Source organism: Rhodococcus sp. KB6, from assembly GCF_001445685.1.
In the GTDB taxonomy this organism is placed as follows: Bacteria; Actinomycetota; Actinomycetes; order Mycobacteriales; family Mycobacteriaceae; genus Rhodococcus_F; species Rhodococcus_F qingshengii.
This window is the reverse complement of the sequence record NZ_LNAK01000015.1, coordinates 12,281-39,118: the sequence shown is the minus strand read 5'-3', so window position 1 is coordinate 39,118 and position 26,838 is coordinate 12,281. Positions and strand designations below refer to the sequence as shown.

Sequence of the window (26,838 nt, the reverse complement as noted above, 5' to 3'; positions counted from 1 at the left end):
CCGGGACCGAATCTGACTCACAGCAGGTGGGGAACTATCTGGCCGTACGCGGGGAGAAACCATGGCCACAAAATGCGCCATAAATGGCCGCCAGTGGGGAGCTTACGATGGCCGTCGACAAACGGCCATTCGCGCCTGCCGGAAAACGATCAGTGGGGCGAAACCGGTGGAAGTTTTCAGGCGGAGAACATTTGCTCGGTCTGACGCATACCGGCTAGAGGTCGTACCCCGACATGCCAGGGCGCCGAGCCGTACTATCCGATCACCAACATCGTCGCAACTACACCTTTGAGTCCCGACGATGACAACTTGCAGGCTGAATGCCAGCAATGCGGCAACGAATTGCGCGAGAACGCAATTGAGCAACCGTGATAGGAATCGCTGTCTGCACAGGCGAATCTATCGGCACGAAAGCACAAGGCACGGTTCTTGACTTGGATGACCGCTCACGGAGAAGTCCAGATGAAATTGAACTTATCCTCCTCGAATGGCGTCGATTTGCTGGTTGAGCGTTCTCCTGAATCGTTCGACTTTGCCGTTTGTCTGCGGTCGGTAGGGCCTGGTCCGCTTGTGCTTGATGTCAGGACCGAGGGTCTGTGCGAATATCTTTGAGTGGTAACAGGATTCGTTGTCGGTCAACACACACGCAATCGTGATGTCATGGGCCGCGATGTAGGCTTTGGCGCGTTCCACGAACCCCGAGGCGGTTTCTTTGCGTTCGTCGCCGAGGATCTCCGAGTACGCCAGTCGGCTGTGATCGTCGACGGCGTGATGGGCGTACGCGCAACCCCGGCTCTGTTTCGTGTTGTGGCAGTTGCCGATCGTGCGACCAACCTTGCGATGCCCACAGCCGTCGGGAATACGGCCGAGCTTCTTGATGTCGATGTGGATCAGATTCCCCGGAGCAGAGTGCTCGTAGCAGCGCGGTTGCGGGCGTCGCACCCCGAGTTCGGTGTTCAGATCGAGGTGGCGCAGAAGCGGTACCTTGTATCGGCGTAGGACTGCCGAGACCGTGCTGTGCGCCATGTGCAGGTGGAAGGCAACGCGGTGTGGTCCCCAGCGACGAAGGAAGCGCAGTTTGATGATTCGACCTTCGGTGCGGGTCGGTGTCCTGCCGGGGCTGCGGCGCGGTCGGCTCGAGCGGCCGGCCATCGCCGCCGGGCCGCCAGTGCGGCATCGGTCTGCCCACTTCTTGGCGGTGGTCGGTGACACCTGGAAGCGATTGGCGGCGGCGGATCGACCATCCGTCGTCGACGATCGAAGTCGCGAGTTTCGATCGCGCCTTCGGGGTGAGCAAGGCATTAGCGTGTGACGCGAGGGCCTCTCGGTTGACGGTGCAGTTGTGGTAACCACACCTATACCAGAGGTCCTCACCTATCTGTCGCTGCCACGCCGTCCACAACCTCCCTGGTCATCACAGCTCGTTCGTCGAATACGACGTGGTAGGTAGCGTCAAACTCGCTAGTCACCTCGCGATAGAAGCAAGTTGGGTGGGTGGAGGTTCGGCCGTGAGCGCGTCCAGCTGGGGGTACCCGGACCCCGCGGTGCCTGATCATATTGCCGTTCTCGTGGCGAGTATTTTGGACTCGGTCTGATCTAATCGTCCACTTGCAGGTCAACGCTGGGCGTACCACGGCTCCTCGAGGAATGTCGGCCTGCCTAGGACCCTACTAACACGTCCGGGTAGCACGTCCGGGGTCATCAAATAGTCAGTTCCGATTGTAAATAGTCAGTTCCGATTGTCACCGTCATCGCAGCATCAATGCCTGCAAGGCGCTGCTACTGCGCATATCCGACGATGCTCCGCCCACTCACAACCTGCCACTTCTCGCTCGGGTCGAGAGTCGGCAACTCATCGGGCGACGGGCTCACACGCATGTTGCTCTGGAGGACCATCCGGACTTGCGGGCGGCGGCGCAGTGGGTGCGATCCCAGCGACATTCGGATTCCCTTGCCCGAACTTCTCCAAAATCGTCGCTGCCAACCGAAGACTCGTCGCCTTGGCGACATCTGCCGAATTTGAAACCCACTTCCACCCGAGCTTGTTCTTCGCACTAGGTTTCCAACCGGGCAGTTGGGCGCAAATGTTGATCCCATGAACGGCGCCGTACCCTCCACTCCCACAGTACTGAGCACCGCTGGGCGGGAAGATATAACGACGTCACACTCCAGGTCCTTCCATACACACCCAAATCCGAAACCTAGTTAGAACACAGTGCCGATCCACTGCTACCTATCCAGGCCACCTCGGAATCCCTCCAAGAACGCCTATGCGGTAATCGCGCACAAGTAACTCAAGAGCAGGAATACCAGGAGTTAGAGCGCCAACCGGGACGTCAAGCCTGGCCGACTCCCAGCGGCCATACCGGTGCCGGTCCGATGGAAGCGTCGCCCTGATCCAATCCTGATTTACTGTTGCGACCGACACTAACGACAACTCTGCGTCGAGCCTAAGAACCACCAAATTCCAGTCGGGATCTCGATTACATGTCTCGAATTCATTGCGAGACAGATAGAGCACCAACCTGCCCTTTCGTGTCGTCGACTTCACTTCCAAGTCCATATTCACAACATCAGATCGCACTGAGATGTCGTAGCCAAATCCGTCAGATTCCAAAGCGACGTGCTCCACAATTGCTCCGGTTCTCGCTCTGAGGAGCTCGACCAGGGCAACCTCACCTGCGAGACCGATTTGCGCGCGATGTTCAGTGTCAACTTTCCCCCAGGCTGCTTGTATGTGAGCGAAGGCCGACCCGTAGTCAAGCCCAAGCGCGTCGGCAGCCCGGACCGCATCTTCGGGCAGTTCGACCGCATCCTTCACCAGAACATCTGCATCGGCAAACCAGAGCGACGCGAGGATCGCAGCCTGGAAAAGGCTTGCGCGCCAAGGCTTACGAAAAATCGGTCGGCCAGCCATGTCGACAGCACCAATTCCCGAAAGCCACTCATAGGCGACCGAGTACTGGGTAGGTGTGATGTCGCCATATCGGGCGCTTGAGGTCAGAAGCGCCCGAACCCGAGGCATCTCAGAATGCGAAAGCATTTCGAGCCATCGCAGCGCTGCGAGCAGTACGGGGTCAGGAGGGATGGACATGGAGATGCCCCATCAGCGCTTGGAGGTCGCCTCTGTCAAGCCCGCCTCCCACTGTCGGCTCCTCATCCAAATCCGCGAGTTGCTGTACCGCACCGTCATCGAGAATCGTGCCCATGAATTTGAGTTTCTGTTCAAGGCGTTGAGCGACAACTTCGTCAATGGTCCCACGGCTGCCGAGCACAGTAATTCGAGTTTCCGTTCCCTCCGGCAGCCCAAGTCGGTGGATTCGGTCGAGGCTTTGGAGAAACCGACCTGCTGCGAAATCTCTGTCGAGGTAGACCGCGTCGTGACACTCGTGGTGCAGGCTGATCCCTTCACCGAGCGTGGCCGGATTTGAGATCAAAACCATACAATCAGGATCCTTGCGGAATCGTTCAATCTGTTCCTCGCGATCCGCCGTCCCTCCGTGGACAACGGCGGGACCAAACAGGGACAGAATTCCCTCCAGCGTTGTAATGCTACGGATGAATGTTGACCAGACCAGCGTCTTTCGTCCCTGTGCCGCGTTCGATGAAACTATGGCGAGAACCTCCGTGTACTTGGGAGAAAGCTCATATGCAGGCAAATCGCGCATTAGATCAAGCAGCGGTGAAGATTCGGGAATCGGAAGCGGCGGAACCTGGTAAGCGAGTGGGTCGTACCTCGTCGTTCCAACTGCTAGTAGTGATGGGCTAGTGGCTGCCATCAACATGTAAACGATGATTTTTCCGAGTGAATGAAAGTCGTCCTGGGAAGTTGCTGCGCGAGCGCTGTATTGACCAACGAGCGCATCATAGATTTCGCGATGTAGTGGCGGAAGGTCCATGAACCGAATTAACGGGGTAACCGGTGGGAGACCCAATTCATCTTTGGTCGTCCGTGTGAAGAGCGGTCGAAGCACTCGACTCGCGTGGACCAGATCGCCGCCGGCCACTGCACTGCTAACTGCTCGTCGACCATGGCCTGGCCAGACAAATGCCATCAGGTTCTCAAGATCCTTGGCCCCATTTGGAGCGGGAGTTCCTGTCAAGATCATTCGGCGTCGTGCTTGCGGGCCGAGCGCCATGCAGGCTGCCCCGTATGCTCCGTCGCTCCCGAGTTTCATTCTGTGAGCTTCATCCAGAATCAGAAGTGAAGGGCGTGCGGATAGCCATCGAATGAGAGCGGGTAGAGCTGACTGAAGTCTTTCGTAGTTCACAATCACTACATCAGCTGCAGAGTCTGGAATTTGCTCCAGCACAGACATTCTCAGCGATGGGGAAAAACACACTTGTTGTTCGCCTACCCACGCTCCATACGCAGATTTCGGCCCGACGATGAGCATTCGGGTGACATCACCTGATTCACGCAGGGCTTGAAAGACTGCAAGACCTACTCGGGTTTTCCCTGCCCCGGGTACGGAGAAGTTGGCGCCGTGGCGAAGCGAGAGTAGTTGTGCGACGTCGCGGAGCTGGAAGTCTGTCAAGCCACCGACCCAACTAGTTCCGAGCATCTTTACGATCTCATCCGGACTGATTCGCCCTGCAACGGATTCAGGATCATCAATCCTTAGCTGAACGGTATTGGCGTCAGCAATTGTATCCTTCACAACAACGGCAAGCTCAGCGTCCCACTGCACAGAATCCGGCTGTGGCCAATTTTGCAAAGTGCCGAGATTGACGAGCAGATCCTCCAGCTCAAGGTCCGCCGTCATCGAACTACTCGGACCCGTTGCTCGAAATCGAGATATCAGCAGGCGGAGTTCTTCGCCCATTTCGGGCCGCACAGTCAACCTAACTGTCGACCGATTGTCTCCGAAGCCAATGTGCAGCGATGGTCCGCACACGCTCACTTTCCGCCTCTCATCATCTCTACCAGCCACGAGACACCCTCGGCAGGTTCTGGGAATGACTTCGAAGCCTGAGCTGCCAGGCTCGCTAGCGCCGACTTTAGTCGTATTACTGCATCGTCAAAAGCCTCTTCGTCCAGTGCCCTGGTCGCTCGCGCCGTTGCCAAGTCGCTTGCGCAAAGTTCGATATCGTCACAGGCATCTGACAACCGTTCCGGCGCAGCCAACTTCTTCTGCTTGAGAGAGAAGTCGCGTCCAGCAGGCTTCAGCGCTCGTGTGAAAGAGTCCTTCGCAGAATCGATTACGGCCGATGCTTTGGTCAGATCGATCGTCGAAGTTTTGTCTGACAGCATCGCTGCTTTTGCTTTGAGAAGCGTGTCAGTAAGAGTTTTCGTGTTTCGTGTCGCAACCGACCCACCAGGAACCGTCATTCCCTCAAGTCCCGGTACGACAATCGGTTGCTCTGTTTTCGTAATCGGTTTGATCGAGGCGTCCAGCTTGCTTTCGAGATACTTTACGTGGAAATCGGGCTGTGCGAAGCGAACGTCGGTCTTCGCATAGCCAAGCACAATCATCGCAAGCCTCGATTCCTTTAGTGCCTCAGCAGCTTCTGGATCGTTAGCAGCAGTTTTCACGTAGGCACGGTGAAGCTCACGGAGTTTCTCCTGATGATCTTCGAAGTCGACCAACCTAAGGGCATCACCTTCAGTTGTCCTGCTCCGCTGGATTGCATCACGGATGACTCCGTATACCCATCGACTCTGTTCCAGGGTTCCAGTCTTGATGCGAAAGTCGCGCGCGATGTCCTCGGGGCGCCTACCAGCTGCGATGAGCTCTTCGATCGCAATCAGTCGGTTGATATAGGAGTATTCTCGCTTGTGTTCCTTGCGCAGTTGCAGAGACAATTCCACATTATGGATGTCGCCCCACTGTGCTGACGACGGGAGAACTCCAACGCGGATGTACTGTTCGCCGAGTTCCCGAATGGCAGCACATCTAGTGTTGCCGTTTACCAAAATTCCGCGGGCATCAATGATGCCTGGATCTTTCTGACCAAAGATCTCGATGTCGTCGCGGAGCGTTTCGAAGTCAGGATCGACCCTGTCGGGGTTCGAGGGCTGGCATTTGAGCAATCTGTCAAGATACTGCTGCCCCTTTTGGCCCCACGGGTTCGAGTTCAGTTCTTCGTCAAGCGCCGGATCAAGTGATCGCTGAGCGCGAATTCTATGTGTGTCGGGGTTGAAGTACAGGATCTCAACTGGCATCGAGATCACTGGAAGGTGTAGTGTCCCCGATCGCCACTCAATGGTGACTTTCTCGCCATTCTGTTGCGCGGCATCCCTGAGCCTCTCGTCAATCATTTCCTTGATTTCGGAGTGTTGAGGCGGATCTTGGTACTTGGCGGCCATGGAGCTCCTTGAACATGTAGGTCGTCGACCGGGAGTACTTTGGTCGTACTGTCACATCATCTTTACACTCGACTCCCGACAGTGCGTATCGCTACGCATCGTCATGTCCCATTAAGTACAACAGATCGGAGGTTGAATGATGAGCGCGCTACCCCGCTGGGATGACCCCGCCTTGAAGGCCGGAACGATGATTCGCGCGGCACTCTGGCTGCTCACCGAAGTTGGAGAAGGAAACTCGTTCACCAAGGAGCAAGTCCGGACGGCATTTCCAGGCGTAGCCCAAGCTGATCGTCGAATCCGGGACTTGCGCTCATTCGGTTGGCTGATCTGGGCGAGCACCGAAGACTCCAGCCTGCTCTCAGAGGAGCAGCGGTTCGTCAAAGCAGGTCTTGAGGTGTGGCGCCCAGAGGAGCGAAGGAAAGCAGAGTCGTCCGCCATCTCAGCCAAGCAACGACATGCTGTCTATGCCGCCGACGATTTTATGTGCGTCCAGTGCGGCATTTCGGGCGCAGAGGAATATCCCGAACCTGCCGGTGAGACAGCTGTTTTGTCGATTAGCCGCAAGAAAGTAATGCACTTCGACGGTAGCGAGTCGGAAGCGCTAGTGACTGAATGCAAACGGTGCCGCGCTGGAAATACTGGCGCACGTGAGATCAACCTTCAGCGTATCATCTCAATGGCGACAGACCTTGACGATGCCGATAGGGCGCGACTTGTCAGGTGGATGAACCGTCGTCGCCGCGGCCCGACACCTTTGGACCGAGCCTGGGGCTTTGTTCGGCAACTACCGGAGGACCTTCAGATTGAAGTCATCAAGGAAATCGAATCTGCATAGATAGCGGTGATACCGAGTTGGTGACGCGGTGCGGCAGGGCAGTCGCCCTCTGCGTGCTGCGCCCAGTATTGCTCTGCCGCTACGCGACTTGACCTTGCTCCACCTCGGAGAACAAAGGCGAGATCAGTCTTCGTCCACCTCAACGCCATAACCGACTGCCATTGCACCAAGATCGCGGTCACAGCCCTGACCGACGGCTCGCAGACGCCAGACATCGCACGGCGAGAGGTCTCGTTAGGCACCATAGTGCGTTCGACTGTCCCGAGATCGAGTACGAACGTCGCAAACTTTCCGTCGAGGTCGTCGATTGCTAATAGTGACTGCTCCCAGGTCGCCGAAGGTCTTTCATCGTCGACAGCAGCTGCGATCACAACCCGCTGGCCTTCGGCGGGTAACGCATCGAGATCTGCCCAGATACTCTGCTCGCTGTCCCCGTCAACGGAAAGCTCTGTTGCGCCATCTTCGTCCGCAGGGTTGTTGTAGAAAATGAAGTGTTGATCGGAGGCGACCTTGTCTGTCTCATCAAGAAGGAAGGCGACCACGTCAACATCGAATTCGCCGCCGACGTTCTCCACCTGCCACGCAACATTGACCGACCACAACGAGTAAGCCGCGGAAGGTCGATAGCCTTGCCACGAATCAGAATAGTTGCAGAAAAACGTGATTCAAGCTTCATGCGCTCGGGAACGGCACCGGAGAGTAACGCCGCGTTGATGTCAGATTCAGCTACCTGCGGAAGCCCTCGTTCGGTGACCCTCGCTATCCGCTTGTCAGAATGGCCTCCGTCGGGCATCAAGACGTCAGTAACCGCAGTGGTCAGATTGAGTAATGGCCTGGCACCTAATTGAACAAGGCGTGACCGCATAATTACGCCGTCGAGATGACTGCCACCAAGAATCAGGACCCGACGGCCATTGCACACCTTCACTTTTCGGTTCAGATCTCATGACGCAGCCGCAATTGGCGACCGGACAACAGGGGCTGGCCCATCCAGGGACTGCACCGGCACAACGATTTCCGGGACCAGTGACACTACGATCGGAGCGCTATCTGTCTTGAGCACACCCGGCAATGCACTCGCCAACAGTTCGTCGAGCTTTTGCTCCGAGATGACGGGGATACCCTTGGCGCCGACATTACGAACCCTCCCACTTTGCGCCGCGGGGTTCTCACACGCCACAGCACTCGTCTGTCGACTAACTCCGTTCTCACGTCGATCCCTGCCTCGGTGAGGCGGGCTGCCAACGCAATTCGAGGACAACGTGTGGATCCGCTGATAACAACCTTCATCCCCTGAACTAGGCCGTGCGCAAGATCCAGGCGCCCAGGATTGACAAACGACGACGGCATCCGCTTGATCCGTTGTGGGTAGACAGTGACACGACGGTCATTGCAACCGACCACCGCCAGCGGAAGCTGAAGTGATTCTGCGAATGTTGCGCTCCGCCCGAAGGCATCGACAAGCACCCGTGCGTCGTCATACGCATCATGCGCGTTAAACTGTTCGATCTTTCAGTATTCTGCCAAGGTTTCGAGGCGATGGTTCGGTACATTCACCTCCAATCGACACACCAGAGCAAGCGTGCACAGACGCCGATCGACCGGGGCTCCGGAGCCGACACGCTTGAACTCTGCGGTGAGGAAGCCATAATCGAACGACGCATTCGGCGCCAACATGGTTCGACCGGATAACAACTCAGCGAACTCGTCGGCGATGTCCTAAATCGTGGGGCGCCAGCCAAACGATCAGACGTCAGGTTGTGGATGTGGATGGGTCCCGGATCGCGCCCCAGGTTGAGCGGCGTCGAGAACTGCTGTTCAGCAGTGCCATCTTCTCGAAGAACCAATGCAGCGATGCTGAGCACGCGATGCGACGCTGCCCGCAAGCCTGACGTCTCGACATCGACACCACCCAGCGGTTCACCCGGTAGTCGCTAGCTCTCTGCTTGGCGAAGCGTGCGGGTCTTTGAAATACCTCCGTCAGAAAACAGTGAAAAACAGGCGAGCCAATTGCACATAGATACGAGACCTGTGCGCCTTTCTGGCAGTCCCCACTACTAATTCGGCGCACAGGGGCCGCAGGCCTCTACCGGAAGGCACTCCCCTTCGAAGTCAGTGCCTTCACCCGCTCGACGGTCCAGACCGCCAGCACATCGACCTTCCGTTTACGGCCGGTCTCCTTGTGCGTGTCGATCTCCTGCTCCGCGATGATGTCCTTGATCCCGTCGGCATCGAGGGCCGAAAGACGCTCCAACAGAACCTCTTCCCCATCGGCTTTGAAGACCTCGAACGGATCGAAAGCACCGGGCTCCCGCTTCACCCTCGGAGCCGCAGCACGACGGCGCGGCGCCGGCACTGGGGCAGCTACCACAGCGACTGCTCCATCGGACGGAACTGCAAAAGCGTTTTCGATTGCCTTCGCGAACCGCGGGGTACGGGCAGCTTCCTCCGCGACGACCTGAACCAGCTTGGCCAGCAACACCGATGCTGAGGCGTTGGTCGCTCCCAACTTCAGGAGCGCGGCACCGGTCTCCTGCACCTGCACGCGACGACGCGCCTCATCGATACCCGCACTCATAGCTTCGCCTGCGCTTCCGTGAGAATGTTCTGCGTAATTGCACGCATCTGATCGAACTGACCTGCATTGCCGTACTTCACCTTCAAAGTGCTGTACGGGTGAAACTCCGCCGACGCGGCAATCTGATTCGACTCCGCGAGATACTCCGGCAATACGTGAGGGACGTTGGGATCGCGTCGAAGATTTCGCACAGTCGTGCGGTGCACCGCCGAGTTGGACTTGTACTTGGTGATCACCAACCCGAGTTCGAAGAGTTCACGGCCGAGTTCTTTGCCGAACTTCGCGATGTGCGTCTGGATCTGCGGAATGCCGTACGTGGAGAGCACATCCGGGATCGTGGGGATCACGTAGCCGTCAGCCATGGCCAATCCGTTGAGTGTGATCGGCCCGAGATTCGGCGGGCAATCGATCAGAACGTAGTCGTAGTACGGCATCACCGGGGCGACGGCATCCCTCAACAATTCAACCGGCTTGGTGGAGTTCCGATCAGCAACCCGAAGGGCGCTGATCTCCTCCTGCAGCTCGATCAAATCGAGAGATGAGGGAAGCAGATCCACACCCGTCACTCGCTTGACCGGCGAGACTCCGCGCTGAATCGAAGATTCGAGATCGAAGTTCGACGTGCCATCGACAGCGTCACGGAAAATGGTTGCGCTGGTCAGCCCTTGCTTGTTGAGTTCGAGCCAGTGATCCTCACTGATCATCATCGTCGTCAGATTGATCTGCGCATCGAGGTCGATCAGCAGCACGCGCTGACCGAATTCGAGCGACATGAATTCGGCCAACCCCGCGGTGATCGTCGTCTTACCGACGCCGCCCTTGAGGTTGATCGTCGCAATCGTCTTAGCCATCAGAACCCATTCCTGTCTCCCACCACAACACACCTAGTTCGCATCGACGATCGCCCCTGTACCTGACTGCTTCACCCGAAAACCGATTCGCCCCAACGGCTCCGCCGCGTGCGGAAGCGCGTACGAGAACAACGTCGCAAAATCGCGCGAGTCCACGGGACCAGCCTGTGCCCGTTTCAACTGACGAGGAGCCGGATCGTTCGCCAATACCAGAATCAATGCACCGCGAGTCTTCCGATGAAGAGCACCCGCAAGCGGTCCGCCGTTCTTCTTCGGGCTGCCCGCAATGTGCTCGATCGCATCGCGCTCACGAACTGCCGTACCGGTGAAACCTGTTCGGTACTCGCGTTCCTGACGCTTGCGATTGACGATCGGAAGTTTCTCGTGCCAACCCTTGATCTCGATCGGCTCCCGGGTCTTTGGATACGGCAGCAGAACTGCGAAGTCTTCGAGCAATCCGGATTCGATTGCGGTCGAAAGCGCTTCGCGGTGGGGACCGAAATCCCACCCGTTCGCCCACTCGAACTGGTCGACGGCCTCCAACACCACATGGGCAGGGACAATGCCGTATCGCGCAGTGAACGATCGCGAAACATCATCCTTGTCAACGAAATTGAAGGACCCTGTTTCGTCCAACGACTTCAATAATGGTGCAACCGCGTCGAAGTGCCGACCGTTGATCGAACCGTCGCCTCGCGGGGGCTGCATCGTGAAGCTGAAACTTTCACCACCCATGCCTCGATAAACCAGATCGGCGTTGAACATCTTGTTTCGAGCCGTTGGCCTGAGCCACGGCAGCTGCTGAAACACCATCGGCGGCACATCGCGTGGAGTGACCCACGGTTCGCCCTTCTCGTTCACGCCGCTGAACCTGGTGAGCTCGTTCCGGAACTCCTGCTCGTCCCGAACGATCGCCTCGAACGCCTTGTACATGTCGTAGTCCGCGCCGGCGGGTCCGCCAACCGTGCGGCCGATGAACAGGCGCACCAAGTCTCGGTACCCGGGGCGGAATCCGAACCAGCGTCCCATCTGCATCAACGTGTCAGCTTGGCCCGTGCGACGCGTGTAATAAGTGATGGTCAGGCCCTCGACTGTGAAGCCGCGACTCAGCTTTGTTCCGCCGACAAGGATCTTCCATACTCCCCGTTCCTGGAAGTCGAGGGAATCCTGTTTGTAGTCCTTCTCGGCCGCCCCGTTGACCACGATGACGGGGCTGGTTCCCTCGGAAATCTTGTCGTAGGCGGCGCCGATGAACTCCTCCAGCTCACCGAACGAGCTGGGATTAGCCAACTCGCTACCACGCACAGCACTCACCACAGCAAAGTCCCCGGCCCAGAGCTTTTCCAGCCTCGAGAGACTCTTAGCCTGGCTGTATCCGGCCGACTTCCACAAGGCCTTGAAATCATTGGCCACAGCGTCGTGCTCGGCCTGCTTCACCGATTCGTGCACCAACATCGTGTGGTGCCGATACGGCTTGGCGCCCTTCGATTCCCGGAAAAGCTTGATCGCCCCGGTCAGGACAAACGAGTCGAGAGCTCGCAATTGTTCGGCAGAACGATCCTCGTCGCACTCGGCCCGGAGATCCCGTACGTACGCTTTCTGGTTCGAATTAGCCGGAGTCTTGTCGTCGTCCTCGAGATCGTCGAGATCGTGGAAGTCCGCACCACCCATGTACGGGCCGGGCCGCTCGAGACTGACGATGAAGTCCGAAGGAAAGACGTTGACGCTGTCTTCCGGATCGACAAACACATTGGCAAAAGGTGTTGCGGTGTAACCGATGTACTGGGCACGCTCGAGTAGACCGAGGATCTCAGCAATCTGACCGTTGATCGCCGTCCGCTCGATCTGCTCGGTTTTCATCTTCTTCGGATCGATCGTGTTCACCGATGCCTGATCGGCTTCGTCGTCGATGATCAGGGCAGGGATCTGATCGAGCTCGGTCGGGACTTTCTTCAGATCGGCCACCAGCTTCTTGAGGCTGGAGACGTTCTTCTTCACGACCGCGATACGAATATTGCTCGGGTACAGATTCTTCGGATCATTGAGTGGAAGAGAGTGATCCACGGTTTCGAAGTGCAGTGCGCTCAAGCCCGCGAGCAGACTCTTGTAGTCAAAGGTCGAGGTGGTGAGCCGACGGATAGCCGGGATTTCATTCGTCTTGTTCGGATCGATTTCGTGTTCGAGAAAGTTCCCGTGCCGCCAGTCCTCGTCGTTGGCGTAGTCGTCGTCCACGCCGGCACTGATGTTTTGACGACCGACCAATTCCATGTCGAGGCGTCGCTGAGTCTGGCTCCGGAGAATCTCGATCGTGCCGGTCAGAACGATGACCAAGCGGTATCCAGCGTCGATCGCCTTGGCCACCACGCCACTGAAATTCGCCGTCTTCCCGCTCTGGACGTAGCCGACCACCAAACCTTTGGACTGATACGGCTCCGGCCTGGTTGGGTCGGCGAGTCGATGCACAACCTCGGTCGTTGCGATGTCCAGCTTTCCGATTGTCGCTTCGTCCCAGTTCTTGTCGGCTAAAACTCGCTTGTAAGCGCGCCAATAGAAGTCGTGCTCGCGCCGGCGCTCGGAGGTGTACCAGGGGTCCCACGGCTGCTGAGCAGCAATGACAACGGGCCCACCTTCGCGAGGAAAGCGCGCATCCATCTCGGCGTGCGCGTCTACCGGCAGTCCCAACAGGTCGTAGATCCGAGCTCGCCGTTCCGGGCTCTGCGGGGTAGTCGAACCTACCCATGTCTCAACACTTTCCGCATCCCACTGCCGCAGACGCGAGGTGAGCGCCGTTCGTACACCGACCGCACTGTCGTCGAGGAACACATCGATGATGTCCGCGATGGTCAGGCCGTCCGGATAGCTCGCTCGCAGGCGCGCGTTGACCGGGTACAGCACGTTCTCGGGCGGAAACCCGTCACCGAGTTCACGTGCAACCGCACGGAATACTTCATCACTCACTGCACTACCTGCTCCCGGTGCGCTACCACTGCGGAAATCAACACTTCCTGCCACGCCTGCATCTTTTCCCTCTGACGAGCGCCGATTCTGGTTCCTTCGAACATCTCACTCACCAGCAGGAAGACAAGAGTCTTGAGCACCGGAGCATCAGCCGGGTCGAGACTGCGACGTCCGAGCAGATCACGCCGAAAACGCGCATTGATCCACAGAGTTCGAGTTTTGAGGTCGACTTCGAAGAACTGATCGCGCGCCAAGGCTCGCCAACTCACGGCGACCGGATCATCGCCAACGCTGAATTCGAAGGCATCGCTGAAGGAATCGAGCACGTCTTCCGGAAAGCCGGATGCCGGTTCGATGACGCTGATCGGCCGAGGTGCAGAACTACGAGCCGCGCGCACCACGCGCTCGGCGTCGGTTAGATACGAGCGGAATCCACCGTCGCCGTCGGTGAAGACGGCCCCGTCGACGGCAGCCGACGCAGTGGCGTCGAGCGTCACCCCCGATTTCTCGGGATTGATGGTGATGTGCTGCAGCAGAGATTCGTTCAGGTCGACACCAATTCGTGCCAATCCGTAGTCCGGTCGGCCCCGCACTATCGCGTTCCAGCCGCCGATCTGCAGGAGTCGATCGTGCCGATAGAAGTAGAGCCCCTGCTGGTCACGACCAGGAGCGCCGTGGATGCGAAATTCCGGTGCATTGCTCCGGGCGGGCCACAGGTGAGCTTCGGCGGTTACTGTGGCACCGGCGATCGACACGGTAAGTGTCCGAGGGTAGTTGGGGTCGCCGGTGCGCGGATACCGGAACGGGTCGATGGCACTGACTGTGCGCAGCGCGCCGGCGCGTCCCGCTTCGACGTCGAAGACATCCACAGTCAGAGCGATCCGGCCGGATTCGATGAGACGGTGAAATACGACGCCGAGGTGACTGCGCACGTCGTTGATGGTCTGTTCGAGCCAGCTGGTCTGCTCGTCCGCGTGCGCGGACATGAGAAATGTTGTGATGCCGCGCCATTCGACAACAGTTCCGGTGTCGAAGGGAAAGCGGGGCGTGACTGCGTCGAAGAATTCTTCGGCTTGCCGGTCCTCGATCACCGAAACTGACTGACGCCCCTGCACTGAGGCCGAGTCGATCTCGCGGCCCTGCGTCGGGTGCCCGGACTTTCGAGACCACACTCGGAGCAACCGAGCCTGACTCAACGACGCCGCCTTCATCCCTACACCGAAATGACCCAGGTCCCCGGCGGCATAGTCGCGTCGGCGGCCGTAGGTCATCGCGGAATCAATGGTGCCACTGTCCATGCCGGAGCCGTTGTCGATCACCATCATCGACACGATCCGTGTGCCGTCCTGAACGAACCTGATCAGCACGTGGGAGGCCTCGGCGTCGAGGCTGTTGTCGATCAGATCGGCGAGCGCTGTCGCGATGGTGTGGTGCAAGCCGATGGCGCCGGCGAGGGACTCGTCCGCAGCAAGGATCTTGGTGCCCACTATGCGGGTGTCCGCGACGTCAGTCATGGGATGCATCCTTACCCTCTACCTCGTCGATTTCGGATGCTTCGCCGCGCCTCCATGCCGCCTCCAGGAAGTCCAGAACCACGTCTTCACCACGATCTTCGTACGCGCGCAGTATCTTTCGTGGACGGTCTTCGCCGTCCAGACACACGGCTTCGGCGAGAATCCGCACCACATGTCTCTCGGCAGTTCGCAATGGCTCGCGATTGCCAACCTCTGCGAGTGCCTGACGTAGTGGGTCGATGTCAGAGTGAACGATCGCCGGTCGGACCACGCGGAAGGTTCCGTCTTGCCACAGCTCGAGCAACACGTCTTCGCCCTCCACCGCGGAGAGTTCACGCAGGAATCGGCGGATAGTGCCGAACGTCGGCTGCGCTCCGGTCCATCGAACTGCTTGAACGCCGAGGTGACTCTCCAACTCGATGTTCGCGCCGCGCGCACAGCCGGCAGCGACCGCGACACCGGCGGGTACAGCAAACCCGGAGCCCCGCAGATGATCAGAGGTCACGGTCAGTCGATACCGCCACGTACTACCTGACCGGTACAGGCGGCGAGTCAACTCTGGCGTCTTCGCAGTGTTGCGTGTCCGCTTGCGCCGGACTATCCCGTCACCACCAATGTTGAACTCACTGGCTTCTTCAGCCTCTCCCGAAGAAACCGATTCCTCCCCAACGGAATCCGCGCTTCCCCAGGCGTGCAGCCGCCAGACTGCGCCGTCGAGCGCCACGCGATCGTCGGCCTCGAGCGCGCGCTCGATCGACCGGTCACTGCGATCGGACTTCAGCAACTCCACTAGCTCGACGACGGACTTCGGCGATCCGACGGCTTCGAGCGCGCCGACTGCCAGATCGGAGATCCGACGCGCACGCGTCAGCGCAGAATCCGCCACTACGACGACCCCGCACCACGCAAGCCACTTCTCCAGTTCGCCGCGCGACATCGACACAACTTCGGCGACGTCGTCGAGTGCAACTACACCGTTGGGGGACTCAAAGTCTTCCAGCAAGGTCTGAGTGCGTTTCTTGGCCGCCGCGACGCCCGGAGCGGCTGCCCAACCGTCAGTCACCTCGAAGTAGTCGTCGAGACGGTCCAGAACCAACCACAGCGGAACTCCGTAACCAGGCACCTCCGCCGCGATGCTCGGATGCACGTCGAGGAGGCGATCGAGCGAAGCTACCGGCTGAATCTCGACGCGCAGGCTGGCAAGCAGGTTCCCCACGGCTGTCCCGAATCCGCACGCCGCGTTGAGTTTGGCTTTCACGTCGGCCTCGATCTGCCCGACTCGCCCCGAGCCCACTCCGAGCTTGGCTCCGATCGCTCCCCTACGCTGCGGCACTCGCGCCACGATCCGCTCACGCAAGACCAACGACTCCCTCTCGTCCAACTGGGAGAAGAGATTGTCGATTTCGTCAATCGCGTCGGTACGGTCGGTGTCGGGCAAGTCGTTCGGCGTCAGAGCCGAGATCCGGGCGGCGACTTCCTGAATCGAGGCCGGAGATTCGTCGTCGATCTCGACGGTGACGAGTGGTCTGCTGTCCTGACCTCGGACCCGTCGCCACATAGCAAGCTGAGCGAGATCGTCGAGCAGCGCTGTGATCGCGGGTGGGGCACCTGCTTCCTCAGTGGCCTCGACGCGGGCGAGCGGAGTCGTCATGACCGCACAGACCAACAGGTTGAGCACTATGTCGTGCACCGTCTGTTCGCTCGTTCCGCGCACGCCGAAGATCTCAGCGGTCGTGTGCATCAGCAGTCCGCCGATTGCTTTGTCGGTGGTGAGCCGAGACAGTGCAGTCACTGCGCGAGTATCCAGACTCAACGCCTCCAGCGGGAGATCTTCACCAAGTAGCGGAAAGCTCGCTCTTAATACCGCTGCCGCGTGGTGAGCGATGTAGAGGGACGCCAGCTCGGAGAGAACCTTCTCGAGATCGACCTCGAGAACAGTGAACGACGGCGCTTCGCTGAACCACCAATCAGGTGACGGTGCCAGCGGCTCGAGCAGCGCAGCACGATCGGATACGTAGTCGTCCAGCCAAGGAAACAGATCGACCCACAGCGTCTGACTCAGCTCGTTCGCGGGAAGCGAGTTCACACCCAACGTCAACGCACTACTCCCACTCACGGATACCTTCATTGCGGTCAAAACCGACCGCGATGTCGGTAACAAGTTACTGCAGCTCGTGAGCGGTCGCAGCGCCGGACCCGCTTACCCGACAGTCAGACTTCTCCGCTCAGTCGACGGCGGTGAAACCCTTCGCCCGATCTTTGTCGGCCGAGGTCCACAGCGTCGTCGACAGTTCTGCCTTCACCAGCGGGATGACCTCCTCGGCAAAGCGGCGCAGGGTGTCCTTCTGCTGCTCGAAGTCGAGCACGTGATTGACCGACACCGATTGGAAATCGTGGCCGTAGCTCTCGTGATAATCGAGGATCTTCTCGGCGACTCGCTCCGAAGACCCGACCAATGCCGGCCCACGGTCGACGGCTTCCTCGATGGTCCGGAAGCTTGTCGACTTTCCGACCGCTTTGGGATCGTGCTTGCGTTTGTCGGCCTGCGCAACGGCGCCTTCGTAGATCGGACGGAACTCTTCGATGGCCTGCTCGGTCGTGTCGGCGAGGAACAATCCGCCCGAACCCGAACCGACATACGCCTTGGCCGGGTCATGTCCGTACGCCAGGTACTGCTCGCGGTAGTGGTCGATCAGCACTTTGTAGTTCTCACGAGGCTGGAAGGCGTTGGCGGTGACGATGGGGTCGCCCCACTTCGCCGCGAGTTCGACGGCCTCGAACGAGGTAGCCGATCCGTGCCAGATACGGAACGGGCCGTCGAAAGGACGCGGTAGCGTCGTCGAGTCCTCGAGCGAAGGCCGGTGCGTTCCCACCCACTTGACGTTTTCCTCGCTGATCAGCAGTTTGAGGAGTTCGTAGTTCTCGGTGAGGTACTCGTACTGCTTGGCGATGTCCAGACCGAGGAGCGGGTATTGAAGAACCTCGTTGCCCTTGCCGATCACGATCTCGAGGCGTCCCCGGCTGAGTTGATCGATGGTTCCGAAATCTTCGGCGACTCGGATCGGATCGAGTAGCGACAGGACAGTGACACCCGTCGAGAGCAGGATTCTGTCCGTGGCCTGCGCAATCGCGCCCAAAACGACGGTTGGCGCCGACGAAAGAACCGGCCCGGCATGGCGCTCACCCACCGAGAACGAATCGATACCTAGTTCTTCGGCGAGAACCGCCAGTTCGACGACACGGTTGAGCCGGTCGGACGGGGCAACTTCCTCGCCGGTCACTGGATGGGGTGGGTTGAAAATGATGTCCAGAACCTGAAAACGCATGACCCGTCTTTCTCGATAACCGCACAGCGCGCCTGTCCATCGGAGGCTAGTGCGCGGCTCGTCGACGGATCCGCCATCCGAGGACGCCCCTGACACGACGAGATCACGAAAAACCCTATTCAACAACTACTTTCGAATCAATGGCACTATTCGGTCGATAAAACTCTCCCCGATCCGAAGTCGCCCGAAAACATGCCGAACTCCCGCCAGGCAGGACCTGTGTCACCGACCAATCAAGCGCACGGTAAACATGAAGTACTAAGAGTGCGTTCCCTTATCGTTAAGAGGTACTTGTTATGAACGGTGCGGCGGCCATCGGTGATGGCATATTCCAGATTCCTGTCCCGATCACGGACAACCCGCTCGGGCACACGCTCGTCTACGCCATGGAATCCCCCGGCGGACTGATCTTGGTCGACGCTGGTTGGGGTGACGACAACGGCTGGCAGGGCCTCAACGCGGGGCTCGCCGAGATCGGACATTCGGTGACCGACATCGAGGGCGTTGTGGTCACGCACTTCCATCCGGACCACACCGGACTGTGCGGACGGGTCCGCGAGGCATCCGGCGCCTGGATCGCCATGCACGAGGACGACCACTACCTGTTCGATCAGATGGCCACTGCGCGTAACGAGGAGTGGATGGCGTACCAGCTCGACAACATGGAACGTGCCGGAGCGCCCGCAGCTGACCGTGATGCCTTCCGACTGGCTGCCGCGGGTGAGTCTCCGGTGGGCCCCGAGTCGGCTCCCGACCGCCTTCTCGCGGACGACGAGATCATCGCGCTCACCGGGCGCGGCCTCCGCGTTGTCTACACCCCCGGCCACACGCCTGGTCACGTCTGCTTCTACCTCGACGACGCCGACGTCATGTTTACCGGCGACCACGTCCTGCAGAAGACCACACCGCACGTCGGCAACTTCGTGTACCCCCTCGACGAGCGTGACGCCCTCGCCGATTTCCTCGACTCGCTCGCACGGGTGCAGAACATGAACATCACCCGCGGTCTCGGCGCTCACGGCATTCCGATCGACGACGTCGGTGGCCGCGCCGGCGAGCTGATCGAGCATCACCAGGAGCGACTCGATCACCTGCTCCAGGAGTTCGCCGACGACAAGCTCACCGTGTGGGACGTCGCGGCAAAGATGAAGTGGTACAAGCCGTGGGCCGAGATCTCCCCGATGGGAAAGACGATGGCGTTGTCCGAGGGCGCAGCTCACCTTCGCCATCTGGTTGCGCGAGAGCAGGTCTCTCAGGTTCCCGGCTCCGAGCCCGCGCTCTTCGCTCGCTCCGTCTGAAAGATCAGGGCCGACAAGCACTCCGCTCGTCGGCCCTGATCTCTATTCCGCTTCGGCCTGATCGACTATTCGGGTCGACGCCGATCGCGGCACCACCACCACCGGAACCGGTGAGTACCGCACGATCTTCGCCGCCCGACTGCCGAGGAAGACCCGGGCCAGTGGACCTGCCTTGCTCGAGCCGACAGTCAGAACGTCACCTCGATCCCACTCGACGCCCTCGAGCGCCTCGGCCCAGTTACGACCATGGCTGATAACCGATTCCATGACGTCGGGAATTTCGGGCAGTGCACGCACTCTCTCGAAGGCAGCGTTGGTCTCGCGCTCGACCACCTCGGCCCACTCGGAGATGACCGGCGAATCCCCCTCGGTCCCGAGTGTGGTCGTGTACTGCGCGTTCGCACGAACTGCAAACGCCGCCAATCTGAGTCCGGCATCGACACGCGCAGCCACAGTCGCGGCGGCGAGCACCAGATCGTCCTGATCTGGTGTGCCCGAGTAGGCGGCGGTGACGCGGCGAACCACCTCACCGGGCTTGGTTCGAAATCCCCTCGGCGCCAGGGCGACCGGAACGTCGGAGCTGTGCAGCAAGCGTGAGGTGACACTGCCGAGAGCCACGTGACCGAACACCCCGGCCGTAGACGAATCCAGGACGATCATCTTGGCTTCGTGCTCGTGAACGAGATCGAGCAGGCCACTCGACGTCGACTGAGCCTCATGCACGACATAGGTTACGTCGACGTCGGAGGGCATGTCTGCCCGCGCTTTCGCCAGTGCCGCTTCGGCTTCGGCTCGCAATTGCTGGTGGTATTCGGCGTCGACACGCGCCATCCCGGGCGGTGGCGGCGAGGGAATCACCGCGCAGATCACCAGCGGTTCACCGGACGAACGCGCCAACAGCGTTGCCAGATGGACGGTTCCGGAGCTGTCACCGTCGGGTGCGTATCCCGCGAGCAACGTCATGACTCGGACTCCGATCCCAGTTCGGCGCGGTTCTTCGCCCCGAGGCGCGAGTGCTTCATACCGTAGGCGAAGTACCAGATGATCGCGACGGTCACCCAGACGAGGAATACGTAGATCGTGACGGTTCGGAGGTCCTTGATGATCCACAGGCAGCCCAGGATCGAGAGGATCGGCGTCACCGGATAGCCGGGAACTTTGAAGCTGCGCGGCAGGTCCGGGTCACTGCGCCGCAGGATGATGACCCCGACCGAGACCACGAGGAAGGCCACCAGAGTTCCGATGCTGGTCATTTCGGCGAGGAAGTTGATCGGAATGAAACCGGCCAGAATGCTGATGACGACGCAGACGATGATGGTGTTGGGCACCGGCGTCAGAGTCCGCGGGTTCACCTTGTGGAAGATCGACGGAATCATGCCGTCGCGTGACATCGCGAACAGGATCCGGGTCTGACCGTAGATGACCACGAGCGTGACGCTGCAGATCGAGATCACCGCACCGGCGGCCAGAAGTGTTCCCGGCCAGGTAGATCCGGTCACCTGTTCGAGAATGGCGGACAGTCCGGCTTCCTGACCTTCGAACGATGCGGAATCCTGTGCACCGATCGCGACGGCGACAACAGCGATGTAGATCGCGGTGACGGACACGAGCGCAATGAGGATCGCGAGAGGGAGATTGCGACGAGGGTTCTTCACTTCTTCGCCGGCGGTGGACACAGCGTCGAGGCCGATGTACGAGAAGAAGATGATTCCGGCGGCGGACATGACGCCACTGAATCCGAACGGTGCGAAGTCGGCGAAGTGATTGCTGTTCCATCCGGCGATGCCGACCACGATGAAGAGCAGCAGAATTGCGAGTTTGATCGAGACCATGATGGCGTTGGCCTTGGCCGATTCACTGGCGCCGCGAATGAGCAGAACACCGCACAGGCACACCAGGATCACTGCGGGCAGATTGATGATGCCGCCCTGCTCCGGCGCTTGTGACAACGCGTCGGGGATCTGGAACCCGAAGAGGTTGCCAAGCAGCTGGTTCAAGTATTGCGACCATCCGACGGACACCGCCGCGGCCGAGACTCCGTACTCGAGAAGCAGACACGCGCCGACGGCCATGGCCGGAAGCTCTCCGAGCGTCGCGTAAGCGTAGGAATACGACGAGCCCGACGCCGGGACAGCTCCGGCCAACTCCGCGTAACAAATCGCTGTGAGTCCCGCGACGACACCGGCAACAACGAAGGAGATGATGACTGCCGGACCCGCAACCGGGACTGCCTGCGAGAGGACGAAGAAGATACCGGTGCCGATCGTGGCGCCGATGCCGAACATGGACAACTGCGCCAAACCGATACTGCGGGTCAGCTCGCCGCCGTTGGTATCTGCGCCGGTCTCCTGGTCTATCTGCAAAGCCGGCTTGCGCCGAAGTACGTGTTTGACGAGAGTAGCCATCGACGCTCCTCTAGAGTGCCTGGTAGGAAACTGTTGTATCCTCATACTGCACGTAAGTGTCCTGCGACACAACAGTTGGAGCAAAGTTGCCCAGCTCACGCCAACCGTCCGGTCTGGAATGCCCGGATCGTGAACCGCCTTCGGAGAAAACGGGGAGATCATGACCGGACCGACCATCACCGTCGACCTGCGTCGTATCGAACAGAATGCGCGCGTCCTCGTCGAAGCGTCCAATGCCAAGGGTATTGCGGTGGCGGGCGTCAGCAAATCTACATGTGGCTCCCCCAAGGTGGCCCGAGCAATGGTCCGCGGCGGCGTCGCACAGATCGCCGACTCCCGCCTGGACAACCTGGCCCGCATTCGCCGCGACGGCATCACCGTTCCCCTGATGCTGATCCGCGCACCGTCGCTCAACGAGATCGACGACACGATCCGCTACGCGGACATCAGCCTCAATTCCGAGTTGACGACGATTGTTGCTCTGGGCAGAGCAGCACGGGCGCGAGGAGTAATCCACGACATCGTGCTGATGATCGACCTCGGAGATCTCCGCGAAGGGATCCTGCCGGCGGAGGCGTTGGATGTAGTCGCCGAAATCCTTCCCATCGAGGGCATCAGACTGATCGGAATCGGCGCGAATCTCGCGTGCGTCGGCGGCATCCAGCCAACCGTCGACAACCTGTCGAATCTGGTCTACATTGCCGACGAAATCACGAAGCGGTTCTCGATCGAACTGCCGATCGTTTCCGGCGGCAATACGTTCTCTCTGCCACTCCTCGAGACCGGAACGATGCCCGAGGGGATCAACCATCTGCGTTTGGGTGCCAGCATCGTTCTGGCCGAATCACCGACTCCCCCAGGACTGTACGAACTGCTGAACAACGACGCCTTCACTCTCACCGCGGACATCATCGAGGCCAAGATCAAGCCGTCGCGGCCGTATGGAGTCTCAGGGGAAGACGCGTTCGGCCGACGCCCCGTCTTCGACAACGAGGACAAGTCGAGCCGACGCCTGATCTTGTCCATCGGCCGCGAAGACATCTCGCCGGAAGGCTTGACCCCGATAGATCCGCGCCTGAAAGTGATCAGCGCCAGCAGCGATCACCTCCTCGTCGACGCCGGAGAAACAGGTGACGAATACCGACTGGGTGGCACGGTCGACTTCACGATCGACTACGGCGCGCTCTTGATGGCAATGACATCGCCCTACGTCGAAAAGCGATACGTTCTGGGCACCGAACCGATCGATGCCAATGCGACCGTCGAATTGATCGACCTCGAAACTACCGGCCTGGCAAGCCATCTCCTCGATCACGGTCTACGTGAGGACATGTCCGGAATCGGTTTCAACTGCATTCAAGCCGAGAACGCCGCCGCGGATCTCACAACGCTGCCGCTGTGGCTCACTACCGAGGCCTGGCAGAACACCAGAATTCCGATTGCCACCGAACCCGGAACCGATTTGGGTGCAATCATTTTCGCCTCCCACGGCGATATCGAACAACTGCTGTCGTCGGCGGCGGATCTGCACGGCCCCAGTTTGGAGAACACCGTCTTGGTGGGCGTCAAGAACGCCACGGTCGATCACAAGCGCGCACTCGACGAGTACGGGGTATTGCTGGTGACGATCGACGAGATCGATCGCCATGGCATGGCGGCCTTGATGCCTCGCGTTCTCGCCGCGGCGGGACAGGGTGTGAACGGCGTCCACGTCCACTTCGACATGGACATCATCGACGGACGTGTTCTCGGAGTCGACGACACGACGCATCTGGGCGGCCTCACGTTCCGAGAGGCCCACCTCGCCGCCGAATTCATCAGCGAGACCGGCCTGACGAGATCGATTTCGATCGGCAGCGTCGCGGCAGCGGATTCCGATCCCCTCGGACGGCAAGCGACCTTCGTCGACGGACTGGTTGCATCGCTGCTCGGGCGCAAGGTGGTCAAAGCCTGACGTTGTCGGCAGCCCTTGCGAGAATTGTTCGATGATCACGCGGAGCTCCGGTCAGCACGTATTCATCGCACTCGGCACGCCGTGGCTCGATGCCGTGGTCGCGTTTCTCGAACCCCGTGCCCGTGTCGATCCCTGGATCATGCGCGGAAAGATGGCCATCGGCGACCTGTTGATCACTGTTCTCGACACCACTCCTCGCGCGCTGCTCTGCATCGAGACCGCGGCTGCGCCCTTCGACGGCACGTCGCCGATGGAAGTCGATGAACGCCCGTACGAACTCCACGGTTTGCCCACCGTTCCCGAACTCGAACAACGATGGTCCATCACGTTTCCCACGGATCCAGGGCCGGTCGACGACGCACTGGCCGACCGGATTCTCACGGCCGGCCAGTCACACTATGCGCACTACTTCGGCGACATCGACACGCTGGATCCGACGTCCACAGCTGCCCACGCCCGAACGTTGATGAACGAGCGGGGGACCTGCACAGGTTGCCGCTCACCGCTGCCGTTGCGAAAGTTCAACAGCGGTGATCGCCTTCACTTTCATTCCGCATCACGGATCTTCAGGCAGGCTGAACCTGGTGACGACTACCCAGCCGTCCTGTGCCGCAAATGCACCGGAAGGATGGCCACGTCCGGGCACACCAACTTCATCGACTACATGCTGTCGAAGAATCCACGGTGCCCGCAGTGCGGTGCACACAGAACCGCTCAGTGTGCCCCGGGGATGCCGGTCCATCCGTTCGATCACCTACCGTGGCTCGCCGGAACGGGCTGTGTCGTGGGCCCGGACACCCCGGAATGGACGTGCCGAGCGTGCAGTCACTCATGGGGACAGATGTTCCCGCCGGATCACCCGCAGCACGACTGATCAGTTCGCGGCGAAGCCGGGAAGCCGATCGATGTCCGCGATGATCGAATACTCCGCGGCGTCACCCTGGAGGATTCGACTCTGCTCGCCGTGGACGTCGACGGGGACGTCGCCGGCCAATGTCACTCGGTGCACACTGCGCGCCTGAGTCCCGTAGTCGGCGATACCGTAATGCTGAGTCGCCTGGTTGTCCCAGATCGCCAGGTCGCCGGCCGACCAGTTCCATCGAACAGTGTTTTCCAACTTGATGATTCGTGCCTGCAGGATCTGGTAAAGAGCTACCGACTCCGACGGCTTGAGCCCGACGAACTCCTTGAAGAAGTGACCGAGCAGGAGGGTCTTCTCCCCCGTCGCCGGATGGATACGCACCACCGGATGTTCGGTCTCGTAGATCTCACGGGTGAATTCGGCGTAGTAGGCCTGGCGCTGCGCGTCTACCGGGTTCGCCTGATCGACAACCTCGGCATAGTCGTAGGCATTGGTGTGAACGGCCCGCAAATTCTCGACCAAGACCTTGAGTGAAGACGGCAGTTGGTCGTACGCGGCGGTGGTCGACGCCCACGTGGTCGCTCCGCCGTACTCGGGAATGGTCGTCGCTCGCAGAATCGAGGCTTTCGGGATGCGGTCGACAAACGTCACGTCCGTGTGCCAACTGTTGGCGGCTCGGTCGAGCACCAACAGCTTGTCGCCCCTGGACTTCACCGTCGGATGCGGGGTGGTCTGGGTGCCGAGGGTTCCGGCGAATTCGTACTGCGACGTGTCGTCGAGATGATGCTGCCCACGGAAGAACACAACCTTGTGCGCTGCCAGCGCATAGTTGATCGCGTAGGCGGTCTCTTCGGACAGATCCCCCGAGAGGTGTACGCCGTCGATGCGGGCGCCGATCAGCTCACCGACCTTGTGGACAGTGATTCCGCCGGCAGCGTAGATCTGCTCCGGGGTCTGGGTGACACGTTCGAGTTCGGTGACGGACATGGCGATCTCCTGTGAGTCGGTCAAGCCTACGGGCGCGGCAGTCGTCATGGCGCTGCCTACTGTGAACACTCAATCATTTACGCTGCGGGCTCGAATACGGTTGAACTCGAGGTGATCTCAAAGTTCGCCGCTCCCTCGCCGGAGAATATTGCCGCTCACTGGGACGAGGCCGTCGTCGTTGTCGTCATGAGCTGTAGCCTGCGATCTGCCGCACCCACGTCTACGGAGGACAGCATGCAACCCGAGGGCCCTGCCGAACAGATTCGTTCAACGCTCGCTCGCATCGCGCATCTTGCCGATACCGGCTCGGTCGAGGATTACGTGGAGCAGTTCACCCGCGAGGCCGAATGGAACATGCCGGCCAACCCCGATCGCGGTATCCCCGCACAGGTACGACGTGGCCGCGAAGAAATTGCTGCTGGAGTAATCGAGCGTCGAGCCGCCGGCATACAAGGCCCGGGCACATTCACACGCCACGTCACCACGGCGATCGCCGTGGACGTGACCTCGGAAACGACAGCCCGCGCGGATGCGGTGTGGACGTTCTACGTCGACACAGCCACGTCGCCCGAACTCAGCGGCGTCGGGAGCTACGCGGACGAGTTCGAACTCGAAGACGGGCGGTGGCGACTCTCGCGACGGGTGATTTCGCGCGGCTGACGCTCAGTCTTCTTCGCCGGTGATCGCCTCACACCAGTCTTCGACCTGATCGATCCCCTCTTCCGTCCATTCCGGGCTCATATCTTCGAGTGCATCGAAGACAACCTCGCAGGTCAGCATCTCCGGTGAACCCTCCGACCCCGCTGCCTCGGTTCGCTCCGCAGACGCTGTCGCAACTGGGCCGGCGGCCAGCGCAACCGCCATCGCGCCTGTTCCGACCATCGCTTTCACACGCATCGGTTCTCCTCCTTCACTCTCGCTTCGGTCCTCGGGGTACCCGACTCGCCCCGCGCTACCCAT

The 26,838-nt window shown here is 60.0% G+C and carries 22 protein-coding genes and 1 pseudogene; 5 read left to right on the top strand and 18 right to left on the bottom strand.

Translation table 11 applies throughout. The features are described 5' to 3' along the window. Positions 1 to 507: 507 nt before the first annotated feature. The 6 genes and pseudogenes from ASU23_RS03025 to ASU23_RS03010 all read right to left on the bottom strand — a co-directional run. Positions 508 to 1,297 (bottom strand): annotated as a pseudogene (locus tag ASU23_RS03025) (IS481 family transposase); the annotation flags it as partial. A 73-nt stretch (positions 1,298 to 1,370) separates the two neighbouring features. Next, positions 1,371 to 1,634, bottom strand: a complete 264-nt coding sequence (locus ASU23_RS35245) for an NgoMIV family type II restriction endonuclease (protein WP_158170783.1) — start codon at positions 1,632 to 1,634, stop codon at positions 1,371 to 1,373. Between the two features lie 145 nt (positions 1,635 to 1,779). Continuing rightward, positions 1,780 to 1,941 carry a hypothetical protein gene (locus tag ASU23_RS34440; protein ID WP_156423072.1) on the bottom strand — a complete coding sequence of 54 codons (162 nt, stop codon included), beginning with the start codon at positions 1,939 to 1,941 and terminating at the stop codon, positions 1,780 to 1,782. 292 nt (positions 1,942 to 2,233) lie between these two features. Continuing rightward, positions 2,234 to 3,094 (bottom strand): DUF3883 domain-containing protein, encoded by an 861-nt coding sequence (locus ASU23_RS03020; RefSeq protein ID WP_082661302.1) that lies wholly within the window; start codon positions 3,092 to 3,094, stop codon positions 2,234 to 2,236. After that, on the bottom strand, positions 3,078 to 4,766 hold the full coding sequence (locus ASU23_RS33125) for a DEAD/DEAH box helicase (protein WP_233272441.1): 1,689 nt from the start codon (positions 4,764 to 4,766) through the stop codon (positions 3,078 to 3,080). The genes ASU23_RS03020 and ASU23_RS33125 overlap by 17 nt, the downstream gene beginning before the upstream one ends. Before the next feature lie 134 nt (positions 4,767 to 4,900). Beyond that, positions 4,901 to 6,310 carry a hypothetical protein gene (locus ASU23_RS03010; protein ID WP_058037197.1) on the bottom strand — a complete coding sequence of 470 codons (1,410 nt, stop codon included), beginning with the start codon at positions 6,308 to 6,310 and terminating at the stop codon, positions 4,901 to 4,903. Between the two features lie 139 nt (positions 6,311 to 6,449). Between ASU23_RS03010 and ASU23_RS33120 the strand changes: the two genes are divergently transcribed. After that, positions 6,450 to 7,145, top strand: coding sequence for a hypothetical protein (locus ASU23_RS33120; RefSeq protein WP_156423073.1), 696 nt, complete (start codon positions 6,450 to 6,452; stop codon positions 7,143 to 7,145). Here the strand turns inward: ASU23_RS33120 and ASU23_RS34660 are convergent. The 8 genes from ASU23_RS34660 to ASU23_RS02970 all read right to left on the bottom strand — a co-directional run bounded on the left by ASU23_RS34660 (position 7,109) and on the right by ASU23_RS02970 (position 18,372). Further along, entirely contained in the window at positions 7,109 to 7,720 is a 612-nt protein-coding gene (locus ASU23_RS34660) for a TerD family protein (RefSeq protein WP_233272440.1), read from the bottom strand. The two genes, ASU23_RS33120 and ASU23_RS34660, sit on opposite strands and share 37 nt — an antisense overlap. A gap of 937 nt (positions 7,721 to 8,657) precedes the next feature. Continuing rightward, positions 8,658 to 8,822 carry a hypothetical protein gene (locus tag ASU23_RS34655; protein WP_233272439.1) on the bottom strand — a complete coding sequence of 55 codons (165 nt, stop codon included), beginning with the start codon at positions 8,820 to 8,822 and terminating at the stop codon, positions 8,658 to 8,660. A gap of 409 nt (positions 8,823 to 9,231) precedes the next feature. Then, positions 9,232 to 9,723 carry a hypothetical protein gene (locus ASU23_RS02995; RefSeq protein ID WP_058037194.1) on the bottom strand — a complete coding sequence of 164 codons (492 nt, stop codon included), beginning with the start codon at positions 9,721 to 9,723 and terminating at the stop codon, positions 9,232 to 9,234. Continuing rightward, entirely contained in the window at positions 9,720 to 10,574 is an 855-nt protein-coding gene (locus ASU23_RS02990; protein ID WP_058037193.1) for a ParA family protein, read from the bottom strand. Before ASU23_RS02990 ends, ASU23_RS02995 begins: the two co-directional genes overlap by 4 nt. A gap of 33 nt (positions 10,575 to 10,607) precedes the next feature. Further along, positions 10,608 to 13,532 (bottom strand): Z1 domain-containing protein, encoded by a 2,925-nt coding sequence (locus tag ASU23_RS02985; protein WP_058037192.1) that lies wholly within the window; start codon positions 13,530 to 13,532, stop codon positions 10,608 to 10,610. Further along, positions 13,529 to 15,046 carry an ATP-binding protein gene (locus tag ASU23_RS02980; protein WP_058037191.1) on the bottom strand — a complete coding sequence of 506 codons (1,518 nt, stop codon included), beginning with the start codon at positions 15,044 to 15,046 and terminating at the stop codon, positions 13,529 to 13,531. Before ASU23_RS02980 ends, ASU23_RS02985 begins: the two co-directional genes overlap by 4 nt. After that, entirely contained in the window at positions 15,039 to 17,162 is a 2,124-nt protein-coding gene (locus tag ASU23_RS02975) for a hypothetical protein (RefSeq protein WP_253741167.1), read from the bottom strand. Before ASU23_RS02975 ends, ASU23_RS02980 begins: the two co-directional genes overlap by 8 nt. Before the next feature lie 109 nt (positions 17,163 to 17,271). Beyond that, on the bottom strand, positions 17,272 to 18,372 hold the full coding sequence (locus ASU23_RS02970) for an LLM class flavin-dependent oxidoreductase (protein ID WP_058037189.1): 1,101 nt from the start codon (positions 18,370 to 18,372) through the stop codon (positions 17,272 to 17,274). A 296-nt stretch (positions 18,373 to 18,668) separates the two neighbouring features. Here ASU23_RS02970 and ASU23_RS02965 point away from each other — a divergent pair, with 296 nt between their 5' ends. Further along, positions 18,669 to 19,670, top strand: a complete 1,002-nt coding sequence (locus tag ASU23_RS02965; RefSeq protein WP_058037188.1) for an MBL fold metallo-hydrolase — start codon at positions 18,669 to 18,671, stop codon at positions 19,668 to 19,670. A 42-nt stretch (positions 19,671 to 19,712) separates the two neighbouring features. Here ASU23_RS02965 and ASU23_RS02960 read toward each other — a convergent pair whose 3' ends face one another. Next, entirely contained in the window at positions 19,713 to 20,633 is a 921-nt protein-coding gene (locus ASU23_RS02960) for a universal stress protein (protein WP_020908397.1), read from the bottom strand. Further along, positions 20,630 to 22,075: an amino acid permease gene (locus ASU23_RS02955; RefSeq protein ID WP_007729264.1), complete on the bottom strand. Its 1,446-nt coding sequence runs from the start codon at positions 22,073 to 22,075 to the stop codon at positions 20,630 to 20,632. The genes ASU23_RS02960 and ASU23_RS02955 overlap by 4 nt, the downstream gene beginning before the upstream one ends. Before the next feature lie 160 nt (positions 22,076 to 22,235). Between ASU23_RS02955 and ASU23_RS02950 the strand changes: the two genes are divergently transcribed. Then, entirely contained in the window at positions 22,236 to 24,029 is a 1,794-nt protein-coding gene (locus ASU23_RS02950; RefSeq protein ID WP_058037187.1) for an alanine racemase, read from the top strand. Positions 24,030 to 24,060: 31 nt separating this feature from the next. Further along, positions 24,061 to 24,903 carry a hypothetical protein gene (locus tag ASU23_RS02945; protein ID WP_058037186.1) on the top strand — a complete coding sequence of 281 codons (843 nt, stop codon included), beginning with the start codon at positions 24,061 to 24,063 and terminating at the stop codon, positions 24,901 to 24,903. Here the strand turns inward: ASU23_RS02945 and ASU23_RS02940 are convergent, their stop codons facing one another. Continuing rightward, entirely contained in the window at positions 24,904 to 25,878 is a 975-nt protein-coding gene (locus tag ASU23_RS02940; RefSeq protein ID WP_003940665.1) for a TauD/TfdA family dioxygenase, read from the bottom strand. Between the two features lie 111 nt (positions 25,879 to 25,989). Between ASU23_RS02940 and ASU23_RS02935 the strand changes: the two genes are divergently transcribed. Continuing rightward, on the top strand, positions 25,990 to 26,538 hold the full coding sequence (locus ASU23_RS02935; RefSeq protein WP_253741166.1) for a nuclear transport factor 2 family protein: 549 nt from the start codon (positions 25,990 to 25,992) through the stop codon (positions 26,536 to 26,538). A gap of 3 nt (positions 26,539 to 26,541) precedes the next feature. Here ASU23_RS02935 and ASU23_RS02930 read toward each other — a convergent pair whose 3' ends face one another. After that, entirely contained in the window at positions 26,542 to 26,775 is a 234-nt protein-coding gene (locus tag ASU23_RS02930) for a hypothetical protein (protein ID WP_007729258.1), read from the bottom strand. Positions 26,776 to 26,838 lie beyond the last annotated feature (63 nt).

Coding starts and splice junctions, on each gene's coding strand:
- ASU23_RS33125 (WP_233272441.1), bottom strand. CDS start 4,766: ATGACGGCGGACCTTGAGCTGGAGGATCTGCTCGTCAATCTCGGCACT.
- ASU23_RS02940 (WP_003940665.1), bottom strand. CDS start 25,878: ATGTCCGTCACCGAACTCGAACGTGTCACCCAGACCCCGGAGCAGATC.
- ASU23_RS34655 (WP_233272439.1), bottom strand. CDS start 8,822: ATGTTGGCGCCGAATGCGTCGTTCGATTATGGCTTCCTCACCGCAGAG.
- ASU23_RS03010 (WP_058037197.1), bottom strand. CDS start 6,310: ATGGCCGCCAAGTACCAAGATCCGCCTCAACACTCCGAAATCAAGGAA.
- ASU23_RS03020 (WP_082661302.1), bottom strand. CDS start 3,094: ATGTCCATCCCTCCTGACCCCGTACTGCTCGCAGCGCTGCGATGGCTC.
- ASU23_RS02995 (WP_058037194.1), bottom strand. CDS start 9,723: ATGAGTGCGGGTATCGATGAGGCGCGTCGTCGCGTGCAGGTGCAGGAG.
- ASU23_RS34440 (WP_156423072.1), bottom strand. CDS start 1,941: ATGTCGCTGGGATCGCACCCACTGCGCCGCCGCCCGCAAGTCCGGATG.
- ASU23_RS02990 (WP_058037193.1), bottom strand. CDS start 10,574: ATGGCTAAGACGATTGCGACGATCAACCTCAAGGGCGGCGTCGGTAAG.
- ASU23_RS02970 (WP_058037189.1), bottom strand. CDS start 18,372: ATGCGTTTTCAGGTTCTGGACATCATTTTCAACCCACCCCATCCAGTG.
- ASU23_RS02950 (WP_058037187.1), top strand. CDS start 22,236: ATGACCGGACCGACCATCACCGTCGACCTGCGTCGTATCGAACAGAAT.
- ASU23_RS02930 (WP_007729258.1), bottom strand. CDS start 26,775: ATGCGTGTGAAAGCGATGGTCGGAACAGGCGCGATGGCGGTTGCGCTG.
- ASU23_RS02955 (WP_007729264.1), bottom strand. CDS start 22,075: ATGGCTACTCTCGTCAAACACGTACTTCGGCGCAAGCCGGCTTTGCAG.
- ASU23_RS02945 (WP_058037186.1), top strand. CDS start 24,061: ATGATCACGCGGAGCTCCGGTCAGCACGTATTCATCGCACTCGGCACG.
- ASU23_RS02960 (WP_020908397.1), bottom strand. CDS start 20,633: ATGACGTTGCTCGCGGGATACGCACCCGACGGTGACAGCTCCGGAACC.
- ASU23_RS02965 (WP_058037188.1), top strand. CDS start 18,669: ATGAACGGTGCGGCGGCCATCGGTGATGGCATATTCCAGATTCCTGTC.
- ASU23_RS02980 (WP_058037191.1), bottom strand. CDS start 15,046: ATGACTGACGTCGCGGACACCCGCATAGTGGGCACCAAGATCCTTGCT.
- ASU23_RS33120 (WP_156423073.1), top strand. CDS start 6,450: ATGAGCGCGCTACCCCGCTGGGATGACCCCGCCTTGAAGGCCGGAACG.